Raw genomic sequence first — 20,470 nt, 5'->3', positions numbered from 1 at the left:
TCCTCTCTTGGCTGTCGCCGCTGTCTCAGTTTTCCTGCAACAACGGTTGCAGGGCTTTATCGATGGCCTCCCGAGCGCGGAAAATCCGGGAGCGCACGGTACCCACCGGACACTGCATGACGCTCGCAATGTCCTCGTAACTCAGACCATCGAATTCACGTAAAGTTAAAGCCGTACGCAAATCCTCTGGCAGTTGCTGAATGGTTCGATGGACAGTGCCTTCGATCTCATCCCGCAGCAATGCACGTTCCGGTGATTCGAGATCCTTGAGGCCGTGATCGCCATCGTAGAACTCTGCATCCTCTGAACTTACATCGCTATCCGGCGGCCGACGGCCGCGGGAAACCAGGTAGTTCTTTGCCGTGTTAATGGCAATACGATACAGCCACGTATAAAACGCACTGTCACCGCGGAAATTTCCAAGTGCCCGATACGCCTTGATAAAGGCTTCCTGAGCAACGTCCTGGGCTTCATGGGTGTCGTGCACAAAACGCACGATCAACCCGAGAATTTTGTGCTGATATTTCAGCACCAGCAGATCGAAAGCTCGCTTGTCGCCACGCTGAACGCGTTCGACCAGCTGCTGATCCTCTTCCTGGGTTAGCATGAACACTCCTCGATAAGCCCGGAGGAGACTTGCATTACTAAACGACCAGACTTGCAAACATAGACTCGGGCTTTTCGCAAAAGTTCTCCCCCTCCAAGCAAGTTTCCTGCGGGCTCTGATTTGGCACGCACGAAAAACGCAGCGCGGGATAAACCGGCTGCGCGAATAATCTTGTTATCGGTTTCGCCGGCAGGAATCCAACCGCAGATTCCGCACTGAAGCCGACACTGTCCCTGGTTTCTGGCACCGTCTATTGATCTTGGCGCTTTGGCAAAAGTTCCAATTATTTATAGCCGTACCCACCTGACATTGCGCAACCATGGGCGGAAAAGTCTGTTTCAGCGCCGATACAGGTGTCTTTTCCCACACACCGTGAAAAAAACTTCCGACGAAGCACAGGGCTTTTTACTGCGCAGTAGTCTCACAATGCCATCTGGGCCCGGCTATTGTGCCGTCCAACCCCTCTATATACTAGTGGGCTGTGTGGCTGTCTTGACTCGCCGATCCAGCTGTCTTGCGCCACCCCCTCCCGGGTCGCTTTGAGCGGAATCCTGAAATGAGCCAACAGTTTCAACACGATGTTCTGGTGATTGGCAGCGGTGCTGCCGGTTTGACTCTCGCGCTGACCTTGCCCGGTCATCTGCGCATTGCCGTATTGAGCAAAGGCGATCTCGCCAACGGTTCGACATTCTGGGCCCAGGGCGGCGTCGCCGCAGTGCTCGACGATACCGATACTGTCGAATCCCACGTCGACGACACCCTCAACGCTGGCGGCGGTTTGTGCCACGAAGATGCGGTGCGTTTCACCGTCGAGCACAGCCGCGAAGCCATCCAGTGGCTGATCGACCAGGGCGTGCCGTTCACCCGTGATGAACAGTCCGGTACCGAAGATGGCGGTTTCGAATTTCATCTGACCCGCGAAGGCGGCCACAGCCATCGGCGCATCATCCACGCGGCCGACGCCACCGGCGCTGCGATCTTCAAGACCTTGCTGGCCCAGGCCAAAGAGCGCGCGAACGTAGAGCTGCTGGAACAGCGCGTTGCCGTCGATCTGATCACCGAGCGTCGTCTGGGCCTGGACGGCGATCGCTGCCTCGGCGCCTACGTGCTGAACCGCGCCACCGGCGAAGTCGATACTTACGGCGCCCGCTTCGTGATCCTCGCCTCGGGCGGAGCCGCCAAAGTCTACCTTTATACCAGCAACCCGGACGGCGCCTGCGGTGACGGCATCGCCATGGCCTGGCGTTCCGGTTGCCGGGTGGCCAATCTGGAATTCAACCAGTTCCACCCGACCTGCCTGTATCACCCGCAAGCCAAAAGCTTCCTGATCACCGAAGCCCTGCGTGGCGAAGGCGCGCATCTGAAGCTGCCCAATGGCGAGCGCTTCATGTACCGCTTCGACAAACGCGCCGAGCTGGCGCCTCGCGACATTGTCGCGCGGGCGATCGACCATGAAATGAAGCGTCTGGGCATCGACTGCGTCTATCTCGACATCAGCCACAAGCCCGAATCGTTCGTCAAAAATCACTTCCCGACTGTTTATGAGCGCTGCCTGGGCTTCGGCATCGACATCACCAAACAACCGATCCCGGTCGTTCCTGCCGCGCACTACACCTGTGGCGGTGTGATGGTTGATCAGCACGGTCGCACCGACGTGCCTGGCCTCTACGCCATCGGCGAAACCAGCTTCACCGGTCTGCACGGCGCCAACCGCATGGCCAGCAACTCGCTGTTGGAATGCTTCGTTTACGCCCGTTCGGCAGCAGCTGACATTCTCGCGCAACTTGATGAGGTCGCGGCGCCAAACGCCCTGCCCGTCTGGGACGCCAGCCAGGTCACCGACTCGGACGAAGACGTGATCATCGCGCACAACTGGGACGAGCTGCGCCGATTCATGTGGGACTACGTTGGCATCGTGCGCACCAACAAGCGCCTGCAACGGGCACAGCATCGGGTGCGCCTGCTACTGGACGAGATCGATGAGTTCTACAGCAACTATAAAGTCAGCCGTGACCTGATTGAGCTGCGCAATCTGGCGCAGGTGGCCGAGTTGATGATCAGCTCAGCCATGGAACGCAAGGAAAGTCGCGGGCTGCATTACACCCTCGACTACCCGGACCTGCTGCCCGAAGCGCTCGACACTATTCTGGTGCCGCCCACCTACGCCGGCTGAACTTGAGCCGCACTCGCAGGCGTCGGTGCAGATCCGCCGCTTGCGAGTCCCGTGGCACGCAGATCGATCTGACCCGCCATTCTCCACGCAAGCGAAAACGCAGCACCACAATCAGCGGCAGCGCCAGGCTGTCCGGTCGCAGCTGCGCAGCCTGCCAACCCTTGGCCTGATTCCACATCTGCCAGCCATCGCCGTCGCGCCGTAACCCGCAAAATGCTTGCGGATGACTCAGCAGAATCTGCCGGGGTATCACCCAAAAGCCATGCAACAGACAGCCGGAAACACCAGCCAGACTGGCCCAGAGCGGAATAGACAACAGAAACAAAGAACCCGCGGCGAACGCCTGGGCCAACAGATACGCCGCCAGCAACTGCCGTGAGGCATGCCAGCGGCATTCGAACGTATTACTTGGGCTGAACACGATCCAGAATCATCCGGACCATGCGCTGCAGCTCGGGGTCTTCCGACTCGCTGCGCTCCATGAACCAGCCGAACATGTCCTGATCCTCACAGGTCAGCAAACGCACGTAGAGATCGCGATCCACTTGATTGAGGTGCGGATAAACCTCATGCACGAACGGCACCAGCAACACGTCAAGCTCAAGCATCCCGCGACGGCTGTGCCAAAAGAGGCGATTCAGTTCAACTTGTTCGACCATGGAGCCCTCCTCGAATTTGCCCGGCAGTATACAGCCCCGGCGCGGGCCGCACAGTCGGCTTTGGTCGGGCACCCTTGATCCTTTATCAACTACCCATTTCAACCCTGCCCCCTTATGATGTGCCCCAGTCTATTTACCCTGCGATGACCCATGGCCGATTCTGCTTTTTTCTGCACCCTGTCTCATGAAGGCGTACTCGCGGTTCGCGGTGCGGACGCCGGAAAATTCCTGCAAGGCCAGTTGACCTGCAATATCAATTACCTGAGTGACTCCCGCGCCAGCCTCGGCGCCCGCTGCACGCAGAAAGGCCGGATGCAGTCGAGCTTCCGTATCCTGCTGGAAGGTGACGGTGTGGTGATGGCGATGGCCAGCGCGTTGCTCGAGCCACAACTGGCCGACCTGAAAAAGTACGCAGTGTTCTCCAAATCGAAACTGACCGATGAAAGCGCCGCCTGGGTGCGCTTCGGCCTGGAGCATGGCGACGCAGCGCTGACAAGCCTCGGTCTATCCCTGCCCGCCGAAACCGACAGCGTTGTGCGCAATGAAGGCCTGATTGCAATTCGCGTCTCCCCCGAGCGCGCCGAACTCTGGGTGCCAGCCGCTCAGGCGCAAAACATCCAGAGCCAATTGTCCTCGACGCTGCCTGAGGCCGAGCTGAATCAATGGCTGCTGGGCCAGATCCGCGCCGGTATCGGTCAGGTCATGCCGAGCACTCGCGAGCTGTTCATCCCGCAGATGCTCAATCTGCAGGCGGTTGGCGGCGTGAGTTTCAAGAAAGGCTGCTACACCGGCCAGGAAATCGTTGCGCGCATGCAGTACCTGGGCAAGCTCAAGCGTCGCCTGTACCGCTTGCGCCTCGACGCGGCCGAATTGCCAGAGCCCGGCACTCAATTGTTCGCGCCCAGCCACAACAGCTCGATCGGCGAAGTGGTGCTGGCGGCCAATGCCGAGGGAAACATTGAACTCCTGGCCGTGTTGCAGGCCGAAGCTGCCGAAGCCGGTGATTTGCATCTGGGCGCCCCCGAAGGCCCCGCGTTGCACGTGCTCGACCTGCCTTACGAACTGGATCGCGACCGCGAAATCCAGCGCTGATCGCAGCATTGTTGCAACACCCTAGAGAGTCCAAATGAGCGAACTGGCGGAAAAGGTCCAACAGGATTTGGTTGCGGCCATCGATAACGATGACCTGGTTCTGCCAACGTTGCCGGAAGTGGCCCTGCAGATTCGCAAGGCCGCCGAGGATCCGGAAATCAGCGTCAGCGATCTGAGCAAAGTCATCGGCCGCGACACTGCACTCTCGGCGCGCCTGATCAAAGTGGTCAACAGCCCACTGCTGCGCGCCGCGCAGGAAGTCACCGACCTGCACACCGCCATCACTCGCCTGGGCATCAACTACAGCAGCAACCTGGCAATCGGTCTGGTCATGGAGCAGATCTTCAATGCCCGCTCCGAAGTAGTCGAACAGAAGATGCGCGACGTCTGGCGCAGCAGCCTGGAGATCGCCGGCGTCAGTTATGCCTTGTGCCGTCGTTACACCCAACTCAAGCCCGATCAGGCGGCACTCGGCGGGCTCGTGCATCAGATAGGTGTGTTGCCGATTCTGACTTACGCCGAAGATCACAATGAACTGCTCTCGGATGCGGTCAGCCTGACCCATGTGATCGAGCAGATTCATCCATTATTGGGCGAGAAGTTGCTGCGGGTCTGGGAGTTTCCCGAGCGCCTGGTGCAATTGCCATTGCTGTACGAGGACTTTCAGCGCGACTCGGCCAAAATCGATTACGTCGATTTGGTGCAAGTCGCGAACCTTTATTGCCGCAAGGGTACCGACCATCCCTTCGCGCGGATTGATCCGCTGAGTGTTCCGGCGTTCAGAAAGCTGGGGATTGATCCGGAGAACAAGCAATTTTGCGCCGATCTGGAAGAATCGCGGTCGATGTTTTACTGATCCGGGACCGCGAAGCGGCCCGCCCAGCCACCACAATCACCCCGCGATAAAACTCACCCGCACCTTCAACCCCGCCTGCTCGCCATCGTGCAAGGTGATCTGCGCCAGATGCGCCCGGCAGATCTCGCCGACAATCGCCAGGCCCAGGCCTGAACCGGCGACTTGCTGATTGCGCCGATAAAACCGCTCGAACACCCGGTCGCGCTCTTCCAGCGGAATACCCGGCCCGTCGTCCTCAACCTCAAGCACCGCCGGTGCCGTCACCCGCAAAATCACATTGCCCCCCGGTGGCGTATGCGCCAGCGCATTGTCGACCAGATTGCTCAGCAGCTCGTTGAGCAACGTCGGTTCCCCGCGCAGCCACACCGGCTCATCCGCCTCCAGGGCCAGCGCCACGCCACGCTTGTGCGCCAGTGGCGCCATGGCCATGCCTAGCTCTCGAGCCAACTGACTCAGATCGAGCAGCTGCGCGCCGCCCTCGGCAATCGCCCGCGCACCGTTTTCGACGCGGGCCAACGACAGCAACTGATTGGCCAGATGGGTCAGGCGATCGGTACTTTGCGCGGATGACTCCAGAGTCGTGCGCCAAGTCTCGGGCTCATTCGAACGCAAGCCCAGTTCCAGCCGCGCTTTTAGCGCCGCCAACGGTGTGCGCAATTCGTGGGCGGCATCGGCGATGAACTGCGCCTGGCGCTCGAACTGGCCCCGCAGGCGCTCGGTGAAATGGTTGAGCGCGCGAACCAACGGCCCCAGCTCATGCTGGACTTCCACCAGCGGCAGAGGCCGCAAGTCGTCCGGCTGACGCTCTTCGACGGCGGTGCGCAAGCGCTCCAGCGGGCGCAGCGCCGCGCTCACCGCAAACCACACCAGCAACAACGCACCGACGGCCAGCATGCCCAGACGCAGCAACGTATCCGCCGCCAGACTGCGCGCCATGCTGACGCGCGCTTCGTCGGTTTCGGCCACGCGAATCTCCGCCATGCCGTTCATGTTCGGCTCACTCACGGCTTTGAGCAGGCTGACCACGCGTACGTTCTGGCCGTTGTACTTCGCGTTATAAAAGCGCGCAAGGGCCGGATAGCTGTCAGTTCGCGGCGTACCGGGTGGTGGACCGGGGAGGTTTTCGTAGCCGGAAATCAGCTTCTGGTGGATGTCGTTGACCTGATAGTAAATGCGCCCGGCGCTGTCGTAGGCGAAGGTGTCCAGTGCCACGTAAGGCACGTCGGCGCTGAGGCTGCCATCGCGCTGCGACAACCCGGCCGCAATGGTCCGTGCCGAGGCCAACAGCGTGCGGTCATACGCGGTGTCGGCGGCTTCGCGACCATTCCAGTAAGCGCTCAAACCACTGGCGAGCATCAACACCACCAGCAACCAACCGAGGTTCCACAGCAACCGCCAGCGCAGGCTGCTGGGCTTATGCATCGCGGCTTTCCAGCAGGTAGCCGAGGCCGCGGAAGGTGACGATGGCCACGGGCTGGCCGTCGAGTTTTTTGCGCAAGCGGTGCACGTAGATTTCGATGGCGTCGGGGCTGGCTTCCTCGTCGAGGCCGAACACCTGCGCGGCCAATTGCTCTTTGCTCATCACCCGCCCCGGCCGCGCGATCAGCGCTTCGAGGACGGCTTGCTCGCGCGAGGTCAGAGTCAGCAGTTCTTCGCCAAGGGTGAAGCGTCGGGTGTCGAGGTCATAGGCCAACACGCCACAGCGCTGCTGGCGCTCGCCGCCCAGCACACTGCGGCGCAGCAAGGCTTTCACCCGTGCTTCCAGTTCCGTCAGTTCAAACGGCTTGGCCAGGTAATCGTCAGCACCGAGATTGAGGCCATGCACGCGGTCTTTCACGTCACTGCGCGCGGTCAGCATCAGCACTGGCAGATTTTTGCCGCGGGCACGCAGCCGCGCCAGCACCTCGAAACCGTCCAGGCGCGGCAGGCCGACATCGAGGATCGCCACGGCGTATTCCTCACTGCCCAGCGCCAGGTCGGCGGCCACGCCATCGTGCAACACATCCACGGTCAGACCGGTGCTCTTGAGCGCCTGAGCCACGCTTTCGGCCAGTTGCAAATGGTCTTCGACGAGCAGGACACGCATGGATTGTTACCTCGTTCAGGGTTGGCCGACGCCGCGCTTTGCCGCGGAGTTTACAGCCGCAACCGCCGCTGTGAAGCCTGAAAACCGTGAAAGACAACTGAAAGGTTGCTGAAAGGTTAGCCGGTTAGAGTCCGCCCACGGACAGTTTCGACTGTCATCGCTGCTGCCACACAGCGCAACGCAAAACGCCACGAAGCGTTTTCGACCAATAAGAACAATAATCGGAGTACATCCGCATGTCGTCCATGCACGCTCAGGCTTTCTCACAGGCCGACACCCTGCGCTACAACCCCGCCCTCGCCGGTTCTTCCGTGACGGGCCACGCCGTTTTTCCTTCCGATATTCCAGTCAATGCGTCCGCGCAACGAACACTTGCGCCCGCTGCTGAGCAAAGCGTTGCCCTTTGGTAATTCTGCACGTCCATAACAACAACTCCCAAGGAGACTCAGATGAACTTATCACTGCGTAAAGTTGCGCTCGCCGCTGGGGCGATGCTGTTTGCCGGCCAACTGATGGCCGAACCGAAACGCCCGGAATGTATTGCTCCGGCCTCCCCCGGCGGTGGTTTCGACCTGACCTGCAAACTGGTGCAGAGCGCACTGGTCAACCAGAAGCTGTTGAGCAAACCGATGCGCGTGACCTACATGCCCGGCGGTGTCGGCGCGGTGGCGTACAACGCAGTGGTTGCGCAACGTCCGGCGGATGCCGGCACACTGGTCGCCTGGTCCAGCGGTTCGCTGCTGAACCTGGCTCAGGGCAAGTTCGGTCGCTTCGATGAAACCAACGTGCGCTGGCTCGCGGCGGTCGGCACCAGCTACGGCGCCATCGCGGTGAAAAGCGATTCGCCCTACAAGACCCTCGACGATCTCGTTCAAGCACTGAAGAAAGATCCGGGCTCGGTGGTCATCGGCTCAGGCGGCACCGTCGGCAGTCAGGACTGGATGCAAACTGCATTGATCGCCAAGGCTGCCGGGATCAACCCGCGCGAACTGCGTTACGTGGCACTCGAAGGCGGCGGCGAAATCGCCACTGCCCTGCTCGGCGGTCATATCCAGGTCGGCAGTACCGACATTTCCGACTCCATGCCGCATATCCAGAGCGGCGACATGCGTCTGCTCGCAGTATTCGCCGACAAGCGTCTCGACGAGCCGGAAATGAAGGACATCCCGACCGCTCGCGAGCAAGGCTACGACATCGTCTGGCCGGTGGTGCGCGGCTTCTACCTCGGGCCAAAAGTCAGCGATGAAGACTACGCCTGGTGGAAAGACTCGTTCGACAAGCTGCTGGCCTCCGACGAGTTCGCCACGCTGCGCGATCAGCGTGAACTGTTCCCGTTCGCCATGACCGGCCCGGAACTCGACACCTATGTGAAGAAGCAGGTCGCGGACTACAAAGTGCTGGCCAAAGAGTTCGGCCTGATCCAGTGATCGTCTCTGTCTAGTGGCCGCGCTTCCCGCTTCGGGGGCGCGGCACAGGAGTTCTCATGCTTATTCAACGCATTTTCGCCTCGGTGTTGCTGCTGGTGTGTGCCGGTCTGGCACTGATGGCGTGGCCGTACCAGGCGGCTTTTTCCTATGAACCGGTCGGCCCGCGCGCCTTCCCGCTGCTGATGCTTGGCCTGATGGGCCTGGCGCTGCTGTACATGGTGTTTCGCCCGGCGCCGATCAAACACAGTGAAGACGAGCCGCCGCTGGACCGCGAAACCCTGACCAAGATTGCTATTTGCGTCGCGCTGTTGCTGGTGTTCGCCGGCCTGTTCGAACCACTGGGTTTCATCCTCAGCAGCATGGTCATCGGCATTCCGATGGCGCGTCTGTACGGCGGCCGCTGGGTGCCGAGCATCGTCGTCACGACGCTGATGGCCATTGGTCTGTACCTGTTGTTCGATCGGGTGATGGAAGTCCCGCTGCCCCTTGGCCTGCTCGACGTGCTGGAGAACTGATATGGATACCCTCGGTTATTTGGGTCAAGGCTTCGGCGTCGCGCTGAGCCCGTACAACCTGGTCACGGCGCTGACCGGCACCTTGATCGGCACCGTCGTCGGCCTGCTGCCGGGCCTCGGCCCGATCAACGGCGTGGCGCTGCTGATCCCGATTGCGTTCGCACTCGGTTTGCCGCCGGAGTCGGCGCTTATCCTGCTCGCGGCGGTGTATCTGGGCTGCGAATATGGCGGCCGGATCAGCTCGATCCTGCTGAACATTCCCGGCGAAGCTTCCACCGTAATGACCACGCTCGACGGCTACCCGATGGCCCGCAAAGGCATGGCCGGTGTCGCGTTGTCGCTGTCGGCGTGGAGTTCGTTCATCGGCGCGTTCATCGCCACCTGCGGCATGGTCTTGTTTGCGCCGCTGCTGGCGAAGTGGGCGATTGCCTTTGGACCTGCGGAATACTTCGTGTTGATGGTGTTTGCGATCGTCTGTCTCGGCGGCATGGCCGGTGATCGACCGTTGAAGACCTTTATTGCGGCGTTGATCGGTCTGTTCCTGTCCAGCGTCGGCATCGACGCCAACAGCGGCGTGTACCGTTTTACCGGCGACAACATTCACCTGACCGACGGCATTCAATTCGTGGTGCTGGTGCTGGGTCTGTTCTCGATCAGCGAAATCCTCCTGTTGCTGGAGAAAACCCATCGCGGCCAGGAAGCGGTAAAAGCGACCGGGCGCATGATGTTCAACTTCAAGGAAGCGGCTTCGGTGTTCGTGGTGAACATTCGTTGCGGCCTGCTCGGTTTCATCATGGGCGTGTTGCCGGGTGCGGGCGCGACACTGGCCAGTGCCGTGGCCTACATGACCGAGAAGCGCATCGCCGGGGCCAGCGGCAAGTTCGGCCAGGGCGACGCCCGTGGCCTGGCTGCACCGGAAACCGCCATTGGCGCTTCGGCCTGTGGCGCGCTGGTGCCGATGCTGACGCTGGGCGTACCGGGTTCGGGCACCACGGCGGTGATGATCGGCGCGCTGTCGCTGTACAACATCACCCCAGGCCCGCTGCTGTTCCAGCAACAACCTGACATCGTCTGGGGCCTGATCGCGTCGTTGTTCATCGCCAACATCATGCTGGTGATCCTCAACATCCCGATGATCCGCATTTTCACGCGCATCCTCGCCGTGCCGAACTGGGCACTGGTGCCGGTCATCGCGATCATCACCGGGATTGGCGTCTACGCCGTTCATGCCACCACTTTCGACCTGTTCCTGATGGTCGGCATCGGCATCTTCGGCTACATCCTGCGCAAGCTCGACTTCCCGTTGTCGCCAGTATTGCTGGGCTTCATCCTCGGCGGTCTGATGGAGCAGAACCTGCGTCGCGCGCTGTCGATCTCCAACGGTGCGCTGGAAATACTCTGGTCGAGCCCGATCACTTTCGGTGTGTGGGTGCTGACGGCGCTGATGCTGGTGTTCCCGCTGATTCGCATCTGGCGCAAACGCGCGGTCGCTCGTCGCGCCATCGCCGATGTCTGATCGCTCGTCCCTGAAAGCCTGGTGGGGCACCCCGCTGGTCGGTCTGCTTGGCGGTTTCATCGCCAGCCAGATCGGCTGGCCGCTGCCGTGGATGGTCGGCTCGCTGCTGGCGATCATCCTCGTGCGCTGCCTGACCCCGTGGCAACTGGCGGAAATCCCTGGCGGCCGCAAGTGCGGCCAGTGGATCGTCGGCATCGGTATCGGCCTGCACTTCACCCCGCTGGTGATGGAGCAGGTGCTCAGTCATTTCGGTCTGATCTTCTTCGGAGCGCTGGTCACCAGCCTGTCGGCGGTAGTTGGCGTGTGGCTGATGCGCCGCACCGGCGAGGATCGCGCCACTGCATTTTTCTCCAGCATGCCCGGTGGTTCCGGGGAGATGGTCAACCTCGGCGCGCGCAACGGTGCTTTGCTCAGCCATGTCGCGGCGGGGCAAAGTCTTCGCGTATTGGTGGTGGTGTTATGCGTGCCGGCGGCGTTCAAGTATCTGCTCGGTGACGGCACGCCGATTTCTCACGCCGGCAGCGTCGATTGGCGCTGGCTGGCGATTCTGTTTCCGGCGGGCGCCCTGCTCGCCTGGCTCTGGCAGCGTCTGCGCCAACCCAATCCGTGGCTGTTCGGGCCTTTGCTGGTGAGTGCGGCGGTGAGCATCACTTGGGATTTGCACATCGGCTTGCCCAATGGGGGCAGTCAGATCGGCCAGTGGCTGATCGGTAGCGGCCTGGGCTGTCACTTCAACCGGCAGTTCTTCCGCCGCGCGCCGTCGTTCATGGGGCGGACGTTGATCGGCACGGCGCTGACCATGTTGATCGCGTCACTGGCGGCGCTGGGCTTGAGTGCGCTGACCCATCTGGATCTGCGTTCGCTGACCCTGGGCATGATGCCGGGGGGGATTGCCGAGATGAGCCTGACGGCAGAGACCCTGCAATTGTCGGTGCCACTGGTGACGGCGATGCAGGTGATGCGGTTGTTGTTTGTGCTGTTTCTGGCAGAGCCGTTGTTCAGGTACTGGAATCGTAATCCAGCATGAGTCTTGAGACCGAGTCGCCCCTTTCGCGAGCAAGCTCGCTCCCACAGGGGGTTTGTGGCTTGCACACAATTCCTGTGGGAGCGAGCCTGCTCGCGAAGGGGCCAACCCAGTCGACACATCAAATCGATGGAAGGCGCCAGTCGATCGGTGTTTCGCCATTCTGTTCGAGAAACTTGTTGGTCCGGCTGAAATGCCCACAGCCCAAAAACCCGCGATAGGCCGACAACGGCGACGGATGCACCGACGTCAGCACCAGGTGCTTGGTGGCGTCAATCAGCTTCTGCTTGCTCTGCGCATGGGCGCCCCAGAGCATGAACACCAGATGCGGCTGCCGTTCGCTGACCACCTCGATGATGCGGTCGGTGAAGTGTTGCCAGCCTTTGTCCTTGTGCGCATTGGCGTTGGCGCGCTCGACGGTCATGGTGGTGTTGAGCAGCAGCACGCCCTGATCGGCCCAGCTCTGCAGGTAGCCGTGGTTGGGAATGTCGATGTTGAGGTCGCGCTTCAGCTCTTTATAGATGTTCACCAGCGACGGCGGCGCCGGCACGCCCGGTTGCACCGAGAAGCACAGACCGTGGGCCTGGCCCGGGCCGTGATACGGATCCTGACCGAGAATCACCACTTTCACCTTGTCCAGGGGCGTGGAGTTCAGCGCATTGAAAATCAACGGCCCGGGCGGGTAGATCTCCTTGCCGGCCGCCCGCTCCTGCTGCAGAAAGCTGCGCAACTCTGCCATATAAGGCTGGTCGAACTCAGCACGCAGTGCCTCCTTCCAGCTCGGTTCGAGTTTGATACGGTCGTCAGCAGTCATGGTCATATCCGGCAAAAGCAATGGGGCGAACCCTAGGAAAGCCGACCACGCTTGTCAATTGATCTGATGCAGATCCGGCACTTTCCCACGCAACGATCATACTGATCGTTCAAATTCCTGATCGAGGTCACGATGAATCTGCACTTCGAAGAACTCACCGGCACTGACGGCGCGCGCATCGGCATCGCCAGCCTGGATGCCGAAAAGTCGCTGAACTCGCTGTCCCTGCCGATGATCAACGCCCTCAGCGACAAATTGAAAGTCTGGGCCGATGATCCGCAAATCGTCTGCGTATTGCTGCGCGGCAACGGTGCCAAGGCCTTCTGCGCCGGTGGCGAGGTGCGCAGCCTGGTCGAAGCCTGCCGCGCTCATCCCGGCGAAGTACCGCCACTGGCTGCGCAGTTTTTCAGCGCGGAATATCGTCTGGATTACAGCCTGCATACCTATCCGAAACCGCTGATCTGCTGGGGCCACGGTTACGTGCTGGGCGGCGGCATGGGCCTGTTGCAAGGCGCGAGCACGCGGATCGTCACGCCGAGCAGCCGTCTGGCGATGCCGGAAATCGCCATCGGTCTGTATCCCGATGTTGGCGCCAGTTGGTTCCTCGCCCGGCTGCCGGGCAAGCTCGGCGTGTTCCTCGGCCTGACCGGCGCGCACATCAACGCTCGCGATGCGCTGGATCTGGATCTGGCCGACCGCTTCCTGCTCGACGAACAGCAACCGCAATTGATTGAAGGCTTGCTGCAACTCAACTGGCAGGAACAGACCGCCATGCAGCTCAACAGCCTGCTCAAGGCTCTGCAACAGGAAGCCATGGCCCAAATGCCCGAAGCGCAGTGGTTGCCGCGTCGCCAGCAGATCGACGAATTGCTCGATGTCAGCGACGTCACCTGCGCCTGGAAAGCCATCAGCCTGCACCGCGACAGCAGCGATCCGTTGATTGCCCGCGCGGCGAAAACCATGGCCGAGGGCTCACCGCTGACCGCGCATCTGGTCTGGGAACAGATCATCCGCGCGCGCCATATGTCGCTGGCCGAAGTATTTCAGATGGAATACACCCTGAGCCTCAACTGCTGCCGCCACCCGGAATTCAGCGAAGGCGTGCGCGCACGTTTGATCGACAAGGATCAGAAGCCACACTGGCACTGGCCGGATATCAATAACGTGCCGGATGCGGTGGTCGAAGCGCACTTTCATAAAGTCTGGGAGGGGCGACATCCGTTGGCGGATCTGACCCAGTATTGAGGTGGCGCGAGGCCCGCGATGGCGCCTGGATTTCATCGCGGGCCGGCTCAATCGGTCGTCTTATTACTCAGACGTTCAGTTCGTAGAACTCGATTATTTCCATCATCGCCCGCTGCGCTTCATCGTCCCCCTTTATCAAAATATCCTCGACATCCCTCAGTGGCGGAAGAGGATGCAGACGTTCAGCAATGTGCGTCGCGGTGTAGTCTTGAGTCGCTGTTCCTGCGCTGACTCTTATGAAGCCGATAGCGTTCTCACCTCCGGGAAAATGACTGGAAACCCGAATCTTCGGAGCCATACCGTAATCCACTACGATCACCAGATCATCGCGCTCACGATGAAATTTCAAGTTATCGATCGTCAGCCTGCGTGCGGAAAAATCGATTCCATCCAGGCCACCTCCGCTGTTGATGATCACATCTCTGCCGAGGCCATCGTATCGGTAGATATCATTTCCAGCGCCGCCGGATAGCGTGTCGTTGCCCGGCCCGCCCAACAGCAGATCATCACCGGGGCTGCCCGTGAGCAGGTCATCTCCTTGCATGCCTCGGATCTCCCCCGCGCCGCTTATCGTGTCATTGCCTCGACCACCGACTAACGGCAGCGCCCGTCCGTCTCGCAGAGACGTGAAACGCGTTGAATTGTTAACGGTTACGCCAGTATGAAAAGTGTCGGGCGCGGGGCTCAGCTGACTTGATTCCAAGAGTTGCTTCAAACTTACGACCGCCCCATCGGCGAACTTTACGAGCTCAATCCCGGCCCCCTCGAGTTCACCGTTGAGGGGCAAGACGATGCGGACTTTCTGCGTCCCGCCCCATTGGATATCGAGCGTTGGACAGAGCATTTTCGCCCTCGGCGGATTGCGGTAAGCCCCGCGATCTGGGTTGGGTTCCAGTTCGACATGGCTGGTTTCTATCAACGCAGCACCCCAGCTCAGTTGCAGTGCATCGCGCTGCGCTTGTGCTGGCAGGACGACGGTGTCCTGGTCTATCAGTCCGAACTCGTCCTTCCACCCCGCTGCGCCAACTTCTGCTCGGTGGAAAACCGGGTTCGGTACATCCGCAATCGTGGTGGTCGCTGCGGCGTGCGCCTGGACGATGTAGGTGTCGGCGCCGTCTTCGCCGTACAGCCAATCGTTGCCTGAGCCGCTGAGCAGATAGTCGGCGCCCTCGGAGCCCAGCAAGGTGTCGTCACCTGCCCCCGCGGATAAAAATGCGCCCGGTGTTCTGTCACCGACAGTGCCGTAGTCGAGTGGGGAACCTGCATAAGCGACGATCAGATCATCTCCCGCACCGCCGTGAAAAACGTTCTCCACTTCGATATTGACTCGCCCACCGACGTCGTCGTCTTGGACGATTTTGTTTTTGATCGTTGTGCTTTCGACATCCCAGCGCAATTCCTTGCGCACCGTTCCGGCCGAACCGAAGCTTGCCGCCGGATAGACGTACCAGCCTTCAAGCGCGCCGGATTCCTTTCGGTCTTCAACCAATACATCGCCCGTATTGAATGAAAACCCGTTGGCCGAGCCGGATCGATAATAGCGAGGCGCCTGACTTGAAGAGGCTATCGCTCCCTCGGCTTTCACCTGTTTATGTTCGACCCGCGTTGTGGTTTTCGACTGCCTTTCACTGACCACGGCTTGCCCGCCATCAGCTTTCATCCACTGCGGCGTTTCAGACAGTGTCCCTGCTTCGACGCTGTGATCGATCAGCTCAGTGTGGGTGGTGTAACCGGTGTCGCTGGTGGTGATATGACTGCGAACCCAGACCCCTTGCTCATTCAAGGTAAAACCAGTGGCGTGTTTGCGGGCGGAGCGCTTTGACTTGCTTTGCGCGAGGAATTCCTCGGTCCAGTCAACCGCTTGAACAGATGCCACTGCGCGTTGCGCCGAAGCGGTTACATCGTCTGGCTGAACCGGATCCTCAACTTTGCTTTCAGGGGTTCCTGGGGCGGTTTCAGGTTCAGGTACGGGTGACTCGGGCACATCCATCGGCGGCAATGTCTTGCGCAAGACATCGTCATAACCCAATACCACGCCGTCGCTGAAACTGAAGGTGGAGTCCTTCCACTTCTCGTGATTCTTGATGAGTATCGCGTCGCCCGAGCCATTGGCCAGTCGCAACACCGGGCCGACGGAAACTTCGATAACGTCGGCCTTCAGGCTTTGCGCGGAAAACCCTGCACCGAATCTGATGATGTTGCTGCCACCCGAATCGGTCACGATATCCAGGCCATCGCCAGCACCGAAATAATAGATGTCAGCACCGTCCAGCCCGTCCAACACGTCATCACCGGGTCCGCCATCAAACACGTTGTCGCCGGAATCGCCGCGAAGGTAGTCCGCCCCTTCCCCGCCCATCAAGGTGTCGTTGCCACCGCCTCCGAGCAGCGTGTCGTTGCCTGAACCACCGTCCAGATAATCGATATTTTGCTCGGTCTCAGCGCTGTTTTCGTAATCGCCGGCAAGAATGTCGTCCCCAGCGCCGCCGTACAGTGTGTCGGCACCGAAGCCACCCTGTAACGTATCGCTTCCTTCACCACCCTGAAGCACGTCATTGTTGATTCCGCCCGTTTGCAGGTCGGACACGTCGCCATCCAGAAAATCGGCCCCTGCGCCACCCGCCAGCGTATCCGCACCGCCCATGCCGCGCAGGGTGTCATCCCCCGCACCGCCATCGAGAAAGTCGTTACCGTGATAACCAACAGGATGGTCAGGGCTATCGCCAACCAGATCATCATTGCCTTCGCCGCCGAAGAGCAGATCATCGCCACCGCCGCCCCAGAGCCGGTCGTCGCCGGCACCACCGTCCAACAGATCATCGCCAAAAAAATGCGCGGCATTACCGTCGACGCCGTCCACTACGTCGTCATCACCCTGCAAGATGTCGTTGCCGGGGCCGCCATACAGTGCGTCACTGCCACCGTTACCGGCGAGCCAGTCGGCACCGTTGCCGCCGTCCAGCACATCGTTGCCATGGTGTCTGCTGGGCAGGCCACCGGCCCAATCGAGGTTGTCACCGAGCATCGTGTCGTTGCCGCTGCCACCGGCCAGGGTGTCGTTCCCTTGCTCGCCATTGAGCAAATCGTCATCAGCTCCACCGTCAAGCAGGTCTTCCCCCCAGCCGCCGTTGATGAAGTCCTTGCCGCCCTGCCCATACAGCACGTCATCACCGCCCTCGGACGCACTGTTTGTCGAGGCCTTTGAATAGACCGTTCGATGACTGGTGACACCGCCAGCTATGGGGACGTCAGCGCGCCTGACCGCCCAACCCTGCTCCAGCGCACCGGTGGTTTCATCTCCGGATAAAACGTCGTCGCCAGCGCCACCGATCAAGGTATCCCGGTCATTGCCACCGAGCAGAACGTCTCGCGATGCCGTGCCGATGAGCAAATCGTCACCTTGCCCGCCATCGAGCCAGTCGCCGCGACTTGCCTTGCCCTTGGCATCACCGTCGGCCATGGCCCTTTCGAGCGTCGTCTCTTTGTCGCCGAATAATCGATCGTCTCCAGCCTTGCCGAACAATCGATCAGAACCACCCAAGCCAAGAATGACGTCGTCGGCGGCGGAACCGTAAAGTAGGTCGGCCTTGTTGCGCTGTTTTACCTTGGGCAGCAGCACAACGTTGCCCAGCTCATCAAAGGAAGGTTGATCGCCTGGGACAGTGGGATCAGCGTCTTTGGCTTTCCAGTCGCCCTGGAGCGTGAGATTCGCAACGGTGAGCGGCTTTCCCTCATATTCAGGGAGGCGGATGCCAAGCATCCCCGGCTGGAAGTTCTTGATCACCACCAGATCGCTCTGGCCGTATTTGATGTTGAGCGTATTTTCAATAAGCGTCAGGGTGACGGACTGATCCTCGGTAGACCAGATATTGCTCAAAGGCGTACGGCGCTTTAGCGAGGGAATCGGCGCGCCGTTGATCCACAGCTGCCCGTTTACGTTGGCATCGAAAATCTCATCGATGCCATCGCCGCTGGAGAACTCGTAGCGATCGCTGCCCTCGCCTCCGAACAAAGTGTCGTTGCCCTTTCCTCCGATCAGCACATCATCACCGGCCATTGCGTACAGCGCATCATTGTCGTCGCCTCCGCTCAGCGAGTCATTACCGCGACCGCCTTCAATGACATCGTTACCCGCCAAGCCGTCGATCGAGTCGTTGCCCACGCCGCCATACAGATGATCGGCATTGGTGCCGCCGGCGAAAGAGCGCCCGCCGTCATCACCGAACATGGCCAACGGGTTCAACACTCCGGTGGTCATCGGCGCCTGTCTGCCTGAGGCGAGATCGGAGTAGGAAAACTTCTGCAGCGAGTGTTCGCCAAACGAGCCCTGGGTCCGGGCAATCAACCGCGCCAGCATCTGCGCACGATCCGCCAGCCACTGCGTGGTGATAAACCCTTCGCCAGTGTGCGAATCGTAAAGTTCGAGGTTGCGGTCGGGATAACCGTCGGCTCGTTCTATGACGACTTCACTGAGTTGCTGCAAAGAGTTGCGCAACGCCACGCCGAGCGGCGTCGCCTCGCCTGCCAGTTTCGCCCATGCATTGGCATTGCCGAACTCGCCTATTGTCCGGGTGACGATGCTTTGCGACTGCTCTGGGGAGAATGCCGAGAAGAAGGCGTAAGCGTTGCTGGCGAAGGTGTCGTTGGTGGTGGGTATCGCAGCAGAATTGCCGTCATAGGTGCGCCTGAACATGTCGAGAAATTCGTTCTGGCCGTAGCGCAAGATCAGCTCGACCACGGCGGCAACAGGCGTGCCTTTGACTACATGCTGAATCAGCGGATTCACACTGCCACTGGCCAGCGCGATGTTGATTTGTTCCGGCACCACTGAAAGCAGACTTTGCAGTGGATTGACGCCGAAATTGCTGATCGCCGCTCGCAGGCCGATGCTGTAGGAATCGATGGCGAAAAGAATGTTTTTATAGTCGTCGAGGCGGTTGGGTTTTACCTGAGGGGGTGGTCCGTCATCTTCCCCGTTCGAATCACCAGCGGAGATCAACCGCCAGGTTTCATAGGGAGGCTTTCCACCTAACAGGCTGAAACCGATCGTTCCAGACCAGCCGGCGTTACGACTCACGGCGGTATCGTCCTTTCCGCAATCACCACTGAACAGCGCCTTGCCAATTGCGCTGGCATCGATCTCTGCGATCTGGCTGATAGTGGGAACGGTCCAGGGCGCTAGTTGACCGGCGAGGGATCCGTCGACCAAAGTGTTGATGAAATTGGCGGCGACCTGATTGGATGAAAGCTGCATCAAGTCTTCACCGAAGATTTTATTGAGTCTGAGCTCGCCTTGACGCGAGGTGTAGCCGCGAATCAGCGCGGAGTAGGCGCCTTTCCCACCATTGGCGTCGATAGCCACAGCCAGCCAAAGCCTGGCGCTTTTCAAAATTTCCCCAGCCTCTTCGTCTACAGCAAAAACTTCGGAAACCTTTCCATCGATAATATCGAATAGCTTTTGATACAGGGGTGCGCAGCTAGCCCCCGCTAGCTCCAGCGCAAGATACTCGAGATCTTTTGAATTAAATGCCATACCTCTACACATATTGGCTGCATTTAAAATTTCTGACTTTTCAATATCACTAAAAACATGACTCATCGTTACTTCCTTGTAATAACAGAGTGTGAAAGGTAATTACCGAGAAACTTGAGCATCTCAGGTGCTTCGCGCAATGACGATGTATCGAGTCCTACACGACCGTGTCCCCCGGCAAAGTCAAAACTATGTAACTCCACAGTGCAAAAAAAATTCAAGCCGCCCAAATCCAGGTTTTCCAGTTCGGTTCTGCTGAACCTTGCCAGCTTCTCGCCATTCAATCCTTCCTCTGAAGCTGGGCGAATCAATCCGTCGCATTTTATCAATCGAGGAGTTCCATCACGCCGTGGCCAGCCCGTGAGGACAAACGTTCGAACCGAATCTCTATTCTTGAAATGCGGTGGCGGAGCATCCAGCCAGATTTCCAGCCCCGGATAATTCTTCAGCTTTACAATCAACTCATCCGGCCAGTTGACGTGCCGGTAACCCCGCTCATGGGGCTCGCTGGTTTCCTTTCTTGTATAGAGTCCGGCATTCAATTCATACAGACGCCAACTTCGCGGAATCGACTTCAGGCTTTGATCCTGATACCGGCGAAAACCCGTTCCGGTCCACCAGACAAGCCCCTTGAGCGTGTTGGCCAGACACGCTTTTTTATTCACCATTTCAGGCATGCCAACGTAAAACTCGGGGACAAGCGTCTTATCGACAGAGGCGCCGCCTAATATCGGCACTTGCTTCATGCTCGCCAGCTTGTTCTGACAGGCTTTCTCGTCTGCCTGGTGAATAGCCGCCGACTGGGCCGACTGTTCTTTGCGAATATAAAATTCCGCTACGCAATAACAGACGTAAATGAACAACCCATACGTCAATAACCTTTTAAACCACTTGATCGCCTGCTTACGCGACTTGCTGGACAT

General features: G+C 59.7%; 17 protein-coding genes. 9 read left to right on the top strand and 8 right to left on the bottom strand.

Annotated features, from left to right (window positions below):
• Nucleotides 1-25 precede the first annotated feature (25 nt).
• Nucleotides 26-607: an RNA polymerase sigma factor RpoE gene (rpoE, locus tag J2Y90_RS12645; RefSeq protein WP_003172477.1), complete on the bottom strand. Its 582-nt coding sequence runs from the start codon at nucleotides 605-607 to the stop codon at nucleotides 26-28.
• A gap of 556 nt (nucleotides 608-1,163) precedes the next feature.
• Here rpoE and nadB point away from each other — a divergent pair.
• Nucleotides 1,164-2,780 (top strand): L-aspartate oxidase, encoded by a 1,617-nt coding sequence (gene nadB, locus J2Y90_RS12640; RefSeq protein ID WP_253500082.1) that lies wholly within the window; start codon nucleotides 1,164-1,166, stop codon nucleotides 2,778-2,780.
• On the opposite strand, the gene J2Y90_RS12635 is transcribed toward nadB, so the two are convergent.
• Complete coding sequence (locus J2Y90_RS12635; RefSeq protein WP_253500079.1) at nucleotides 2,749-3,201, bottom strand: protein YgfX; 453 nt, start codon at nucleotides 3,199-3,201, stop codon at nucleotides 2,749-2,751. The two genes, nadB and J2Y90_RS12635, sit on opposite strands and share 32 nt — an antisense overlap.
• Nucleotides 3,185-3,439, bottom strand: coding sequence for a succinate dehydrogenase assembly factor 2 (locus J2Y90_RS12630; RefSeq protein WP_042608140.1), 255 nt, complete (start codon nucleotides 3,437-3,439; stop codon nucleotides 3,185-3,187). Before J2Y90_RS12630 ends, J2Y90_RS12635 begins: the two co-directional genes overlap by 17 nt.
• A 150-nt stretch (nucleotides 3,440-3,589) precedes the next feature.
• On the opposite strand from J2Y90_RS12630, the gene ygfZ reads away from it, so the two are divergent.
• Complete coding sequence (gene ygfZ / locus J2Y90_RS12625; RefSeq protein ID WP_253500076.1) at nucleotides 3,590-4,531, top strand: CAF17-like 4Fe-4S cluster assembly/insertion protein YgfZ; 942 nt, start codon at nucleotides 3,590-3,592, stop codon at nucleotides 4,529-4,531.
• A gap of 34 nt (nucleotides 4,532-4,565) precedes the next feature.
• Nucleotides 4,566-5,387: an HDOD domain-containing protein gene (locus J2Y90_RS12620; protein ID WP_253500073.1), complete on the top strand. Its 822-nt coding sequence runs from the start codon at nucleotides 4,566-4,568 to the stop codon at nucleotides 5,385-5,387.
• A gap of 36 nt (nucleotides 5,388-5,423) precedes the next feature.
• Here the strand turns inward: J2Y90_RS12620 and J2Y90_RS12615 are convergent, their stop codons facing one another.
• Complete coding sequence (locus J2Y90_RS12615; RefSeq protein WP_253500070.1) at nucleotides 5,424-6,809, bottom strand: sensor histidine kinase; 1,386 nt, start codon at nucleotides 6,807-6,809, stop codon at nucleotides 5,424-5,426.
• Complete coding sequence (locus tag J2Y90_RS12610) at nucleotides 6,802-7,473, bottom strand: response regulator (RefSeq protein WP_253500067.1); 672 nt, start codon at nucleotides 7,471-7,473, stop codon at nucleotides 6,802-6,804. Before J2Y90_RS12610 ends, J2Y90_RS12615 begins: the two co-directional genes overlap by 8 nt.
• Before the next feature lie 236 nt (nucleotides 7,474-7,709).
• Between J2Y90_RS12610 and J2Y90_RS12605 the strand changes: the two genes are divergently transcribed.
• Genes J2Y90_RS12605 through J2Y90_RS12585 form a run of 5 tightly spaced genes read left to right on the top strand, consistent with a single transcriptional unit; the run spans nucleotide 7,710 to nucleotide 11,958 of the window.
• Entirely contained in the window at nucleotides 7,710-7,883 is a 174-nt protein-coding gene (locus J2Y90_RS12605; protein ID WP_253500065.1) for a hypothetical protein, read from the top strand.
• 39 nt (nucleotides 7,884-7,922) lie between these two features.
• Nucleotides 7,923-8,900 carry a Bug family tripartite tricarboxylate transporter substrate binding protein gene (locus J2Y90_RS12600; RefSeq protein ID WP_186532216.1) on the top strand — a complete coding sequence of 326 codons (978 nt, stop codon included), beginning with the start codon at nucleotides 7,923-7,925 and terminating at the stop codon, nucleotides 8,898-8,900.
• 56 nt (nucleotides 8,901-8,956) lie between these two features.
• Nucleotides 8,957-9,415 (top strand): tripartite tricarboxylate transporter TctB family protein, encoded by a 459-nt coding sequence (locus tag J2Y90_RS12595; RefSeq protein WP_253500063.1) that lies wholly within the window; start codon nucleotides 8,957-8,959, stop codon nucleotides 9,413-9,415.
• A gap of 1 nt (nucleotide 9,416) precedes the next feature.
• The gene (locus J2Y90_RS12590; RefSeq protein WP_253500059.1) at nucleotides 9,417-10,931 is read left to right on the top strand and encodes a tripartite tricarboxylate transporter permease; all 1,515 of its coding nucleotides are present in this window, start codon (nucleotides 9,417-9,419) and stop codon (nucleotides 10,929-10,931) included.
• Complete coding sequence (locus J2Y90_RS12585) at nucleotides 10,924-11,958, top strand: AbrB family transcriptional regulator (RefSeq protein ID WP_253500056.1); 1,035 nt, start codon at nucleotides 10,924-10,926, stop codon at nucleotides 11,956-11,958. Before J2Y90_RS12590 ends, J2Y90_RS12585 begins: the two co-directional genes overlap by 8 nt.
• 118 nt (nucleotides 11,959-12,076) lie before the next feature.
• On the opposite strand, the gene ung is transcribed toward J2Y90_RS12585, so the two are convergent.
• Complete coding sequence (gene ung, locus J2Y90_RS12580; protein WP_253500053.1) at nucleotides 12,077-12,769, bottom strand: uracil-DNA glycosylase; 693 nt, start codon at nucleotides 12,767-12,769, stop codon at nucleotides 12,077-12,079.
• Between the two features lie 132 nt (nucleotides 12,770-12,901).
• Between ung and J2Y90_RS12575 the strand changes: the two genes are divergently transcribed.
• Nucleotides 12,902-14,014: an enoyl-CoA hydratase/isomerase family protein gene (locus J2Y90_RS12575; protein WP_253500050.1), complete on the top strand. Its 1,113-nt coding sequence runs from the start codon at nucleotides 12,902-12,904 to the stop codon at nucleotides 14,012-14,014.
• 67 nt (nucleotides 14,015-14,081) lie between these two features.
• Here the strand turns inward: J2Y90_RS12575 and J2Y90_RS26515 are convergent, their stop codons facing one another.
• Nucleotides 14,082-19,613, bottom strand: coding sequence for a calcium-binding protein (locus J2Y90_RS26515; RefSeq protein ID WP_301291652.1), 5,532 nt, complete (start codon nucleotides 19,611-19,613; stop codon nucleotides 14,082-14,084).
• Between the two features lie 2 nt (nucleotides 19,614-19,615).
• Nucleotides 19,616-20,470: a hypothetical protein gene (locus J2Y90_RS12560; RefSeq protein WP_253500047.1), complete on the bottom strand. Its 855-nt coding sequence runs from the start codon at nucleotides 20,468-20,470 to the stop codon at nucleotides 19,616-19,618.

The sequence above is a fragment of the Pseudomonas koreensis genome (assembly GCF_024169245.1).
GTDB lineage: Bacteria > Pseudomonadota > Gammaproteobacteria > Pseudomonadales > Pseudomonadaceae > Aquipseudomonas > Aquipseudomonas koreensis_F.
Note: the sequence above shows the minus strand (reverse complement) of the source record. Positions and strands in the feature narration are given on the sequence as shown.

What these genes read in the sequence shown, in the direction of transcription:
- rpoE (WP_003172477.1), bottom strand. Translation starts at nt 607, where the DNA reads ATGCTAACCCAGGAAGAGGATCAGCAGCTGGTCGAACGCGTTCAGCGT.
- nadB (WP_253500082.1), top strand. Translation starts at nt 1,164, where the DNA reads ATGAGCCAACAGTTTCAACACGATGTTCTGGTGATTGGCAGCGGTGCT.
- J2Y90_RS12630 (WP_042608140.1), bottom strand. Translation starts at nt 3,439, where the DNA reads ATGGTCGAACAAGTTGAACTGAATCGCCTCTTTTGGCACAGCCGTCGC.
- ygfZ (WP_253500076.1), top strand. Translation starts at nt 3,590, where the DNA reads ATGGCCGATTCTGCTTTTTTCTGCACCCTGTCTCATGAAGGCGTACTC.
- J2Y90_RS12620 (WP_253500073.1), top strand. Translation starts at nt 4,566, where the DNA reads ATGAGCGAACTGGCGGAAAAGGTCCAACAGGATTTGGTTGCGGCCATC.
- J2Y90_RS12615 (WP_253500070.1), bottom strand. Translation starts at nt 6,809, where the DNA reads ATGCATAAGCCCAGCAGCCTGCGCTGGCGGTTGCTGTGGAACCTCGGT.
- J2Y90_RS12610 (WP_253500067.1), bottom strand. Translation starts at nt 7,473, where the DNA reads ATGCGTGTCCTGCTCGTCGAAGACCATTTGCAACTGGCCGAAAGCGTG.
- J2Y90_RS12605 (WP_253500065.1), top strand. Translation starts at nt 7,710, where the DNA reads ATGTCGTCCATGCACGCTCAGGCTTTCTCACAGGCCGACACCCTGCGC.
- J2Y90_RS12600 (WP_186532216.1), top strand. Translation starts at nt 7,923, where the DNA reads ATGAACTTATCACTGCGTAAAGTTGCGCTCGCCGCTGGGGCGATGCTG.
- J2Y90_RS12595 (WP_253500063.1), top strand. Translation starts at nt 8,957, where the DNA reads ATGCTTATTCAACGCATTTTCGCCTCGGTGTTGCTGCTGGTGTGTGCC.
- J2Y90_RS12590 (WP_253500059.1), top strand. Translation starts at nt 9,417, where the DNA reads ATGGATACCCTCGGTTATTTGGGTCAAGGCTTCGGCGTCGCGCTGAGC.
- J2Y90_RS12585 (WP_253500056.1), top strand. Translation starts at nt 10,924, where the DNA reads ATGTCTGATCGCTCGTCCCTGAAAGCCTGGTGGGGCACCCCGCTGGTC.
- ung (WP_253500053.1), bottom strand. Translation starts at nt 12,769, where the DNA reads ATGACTGCTGACGACCGTATCAAACTCGAACCGAGCTGGAAGGAGGCA.
- J2Y90_RS12575 (WP_253500050.1), top strand. Translation starts at nt 12,902, where the DNA reads ATGAATCTGCACTTCGAAGAACTCACCGGCACTGACGGCGCGCGCATC.
- J2Y90_RS26515 (WP_301291652.1), bottom strand. Translation starts at nt 19,613, where the DNA reads ATGAGTCATGTTTTTAGTGATATTGAAAAGTCAGAAATTTTAAATGCA.
- J2Y90_RS12560 (WP_253500047.1), bottom strand. Translation starts at nt 20,470, where the DNA reads ATGTCCAGCAAGTCGCGTAAGCAGGCGATCAAGTGGTTTAAAAGGTTA.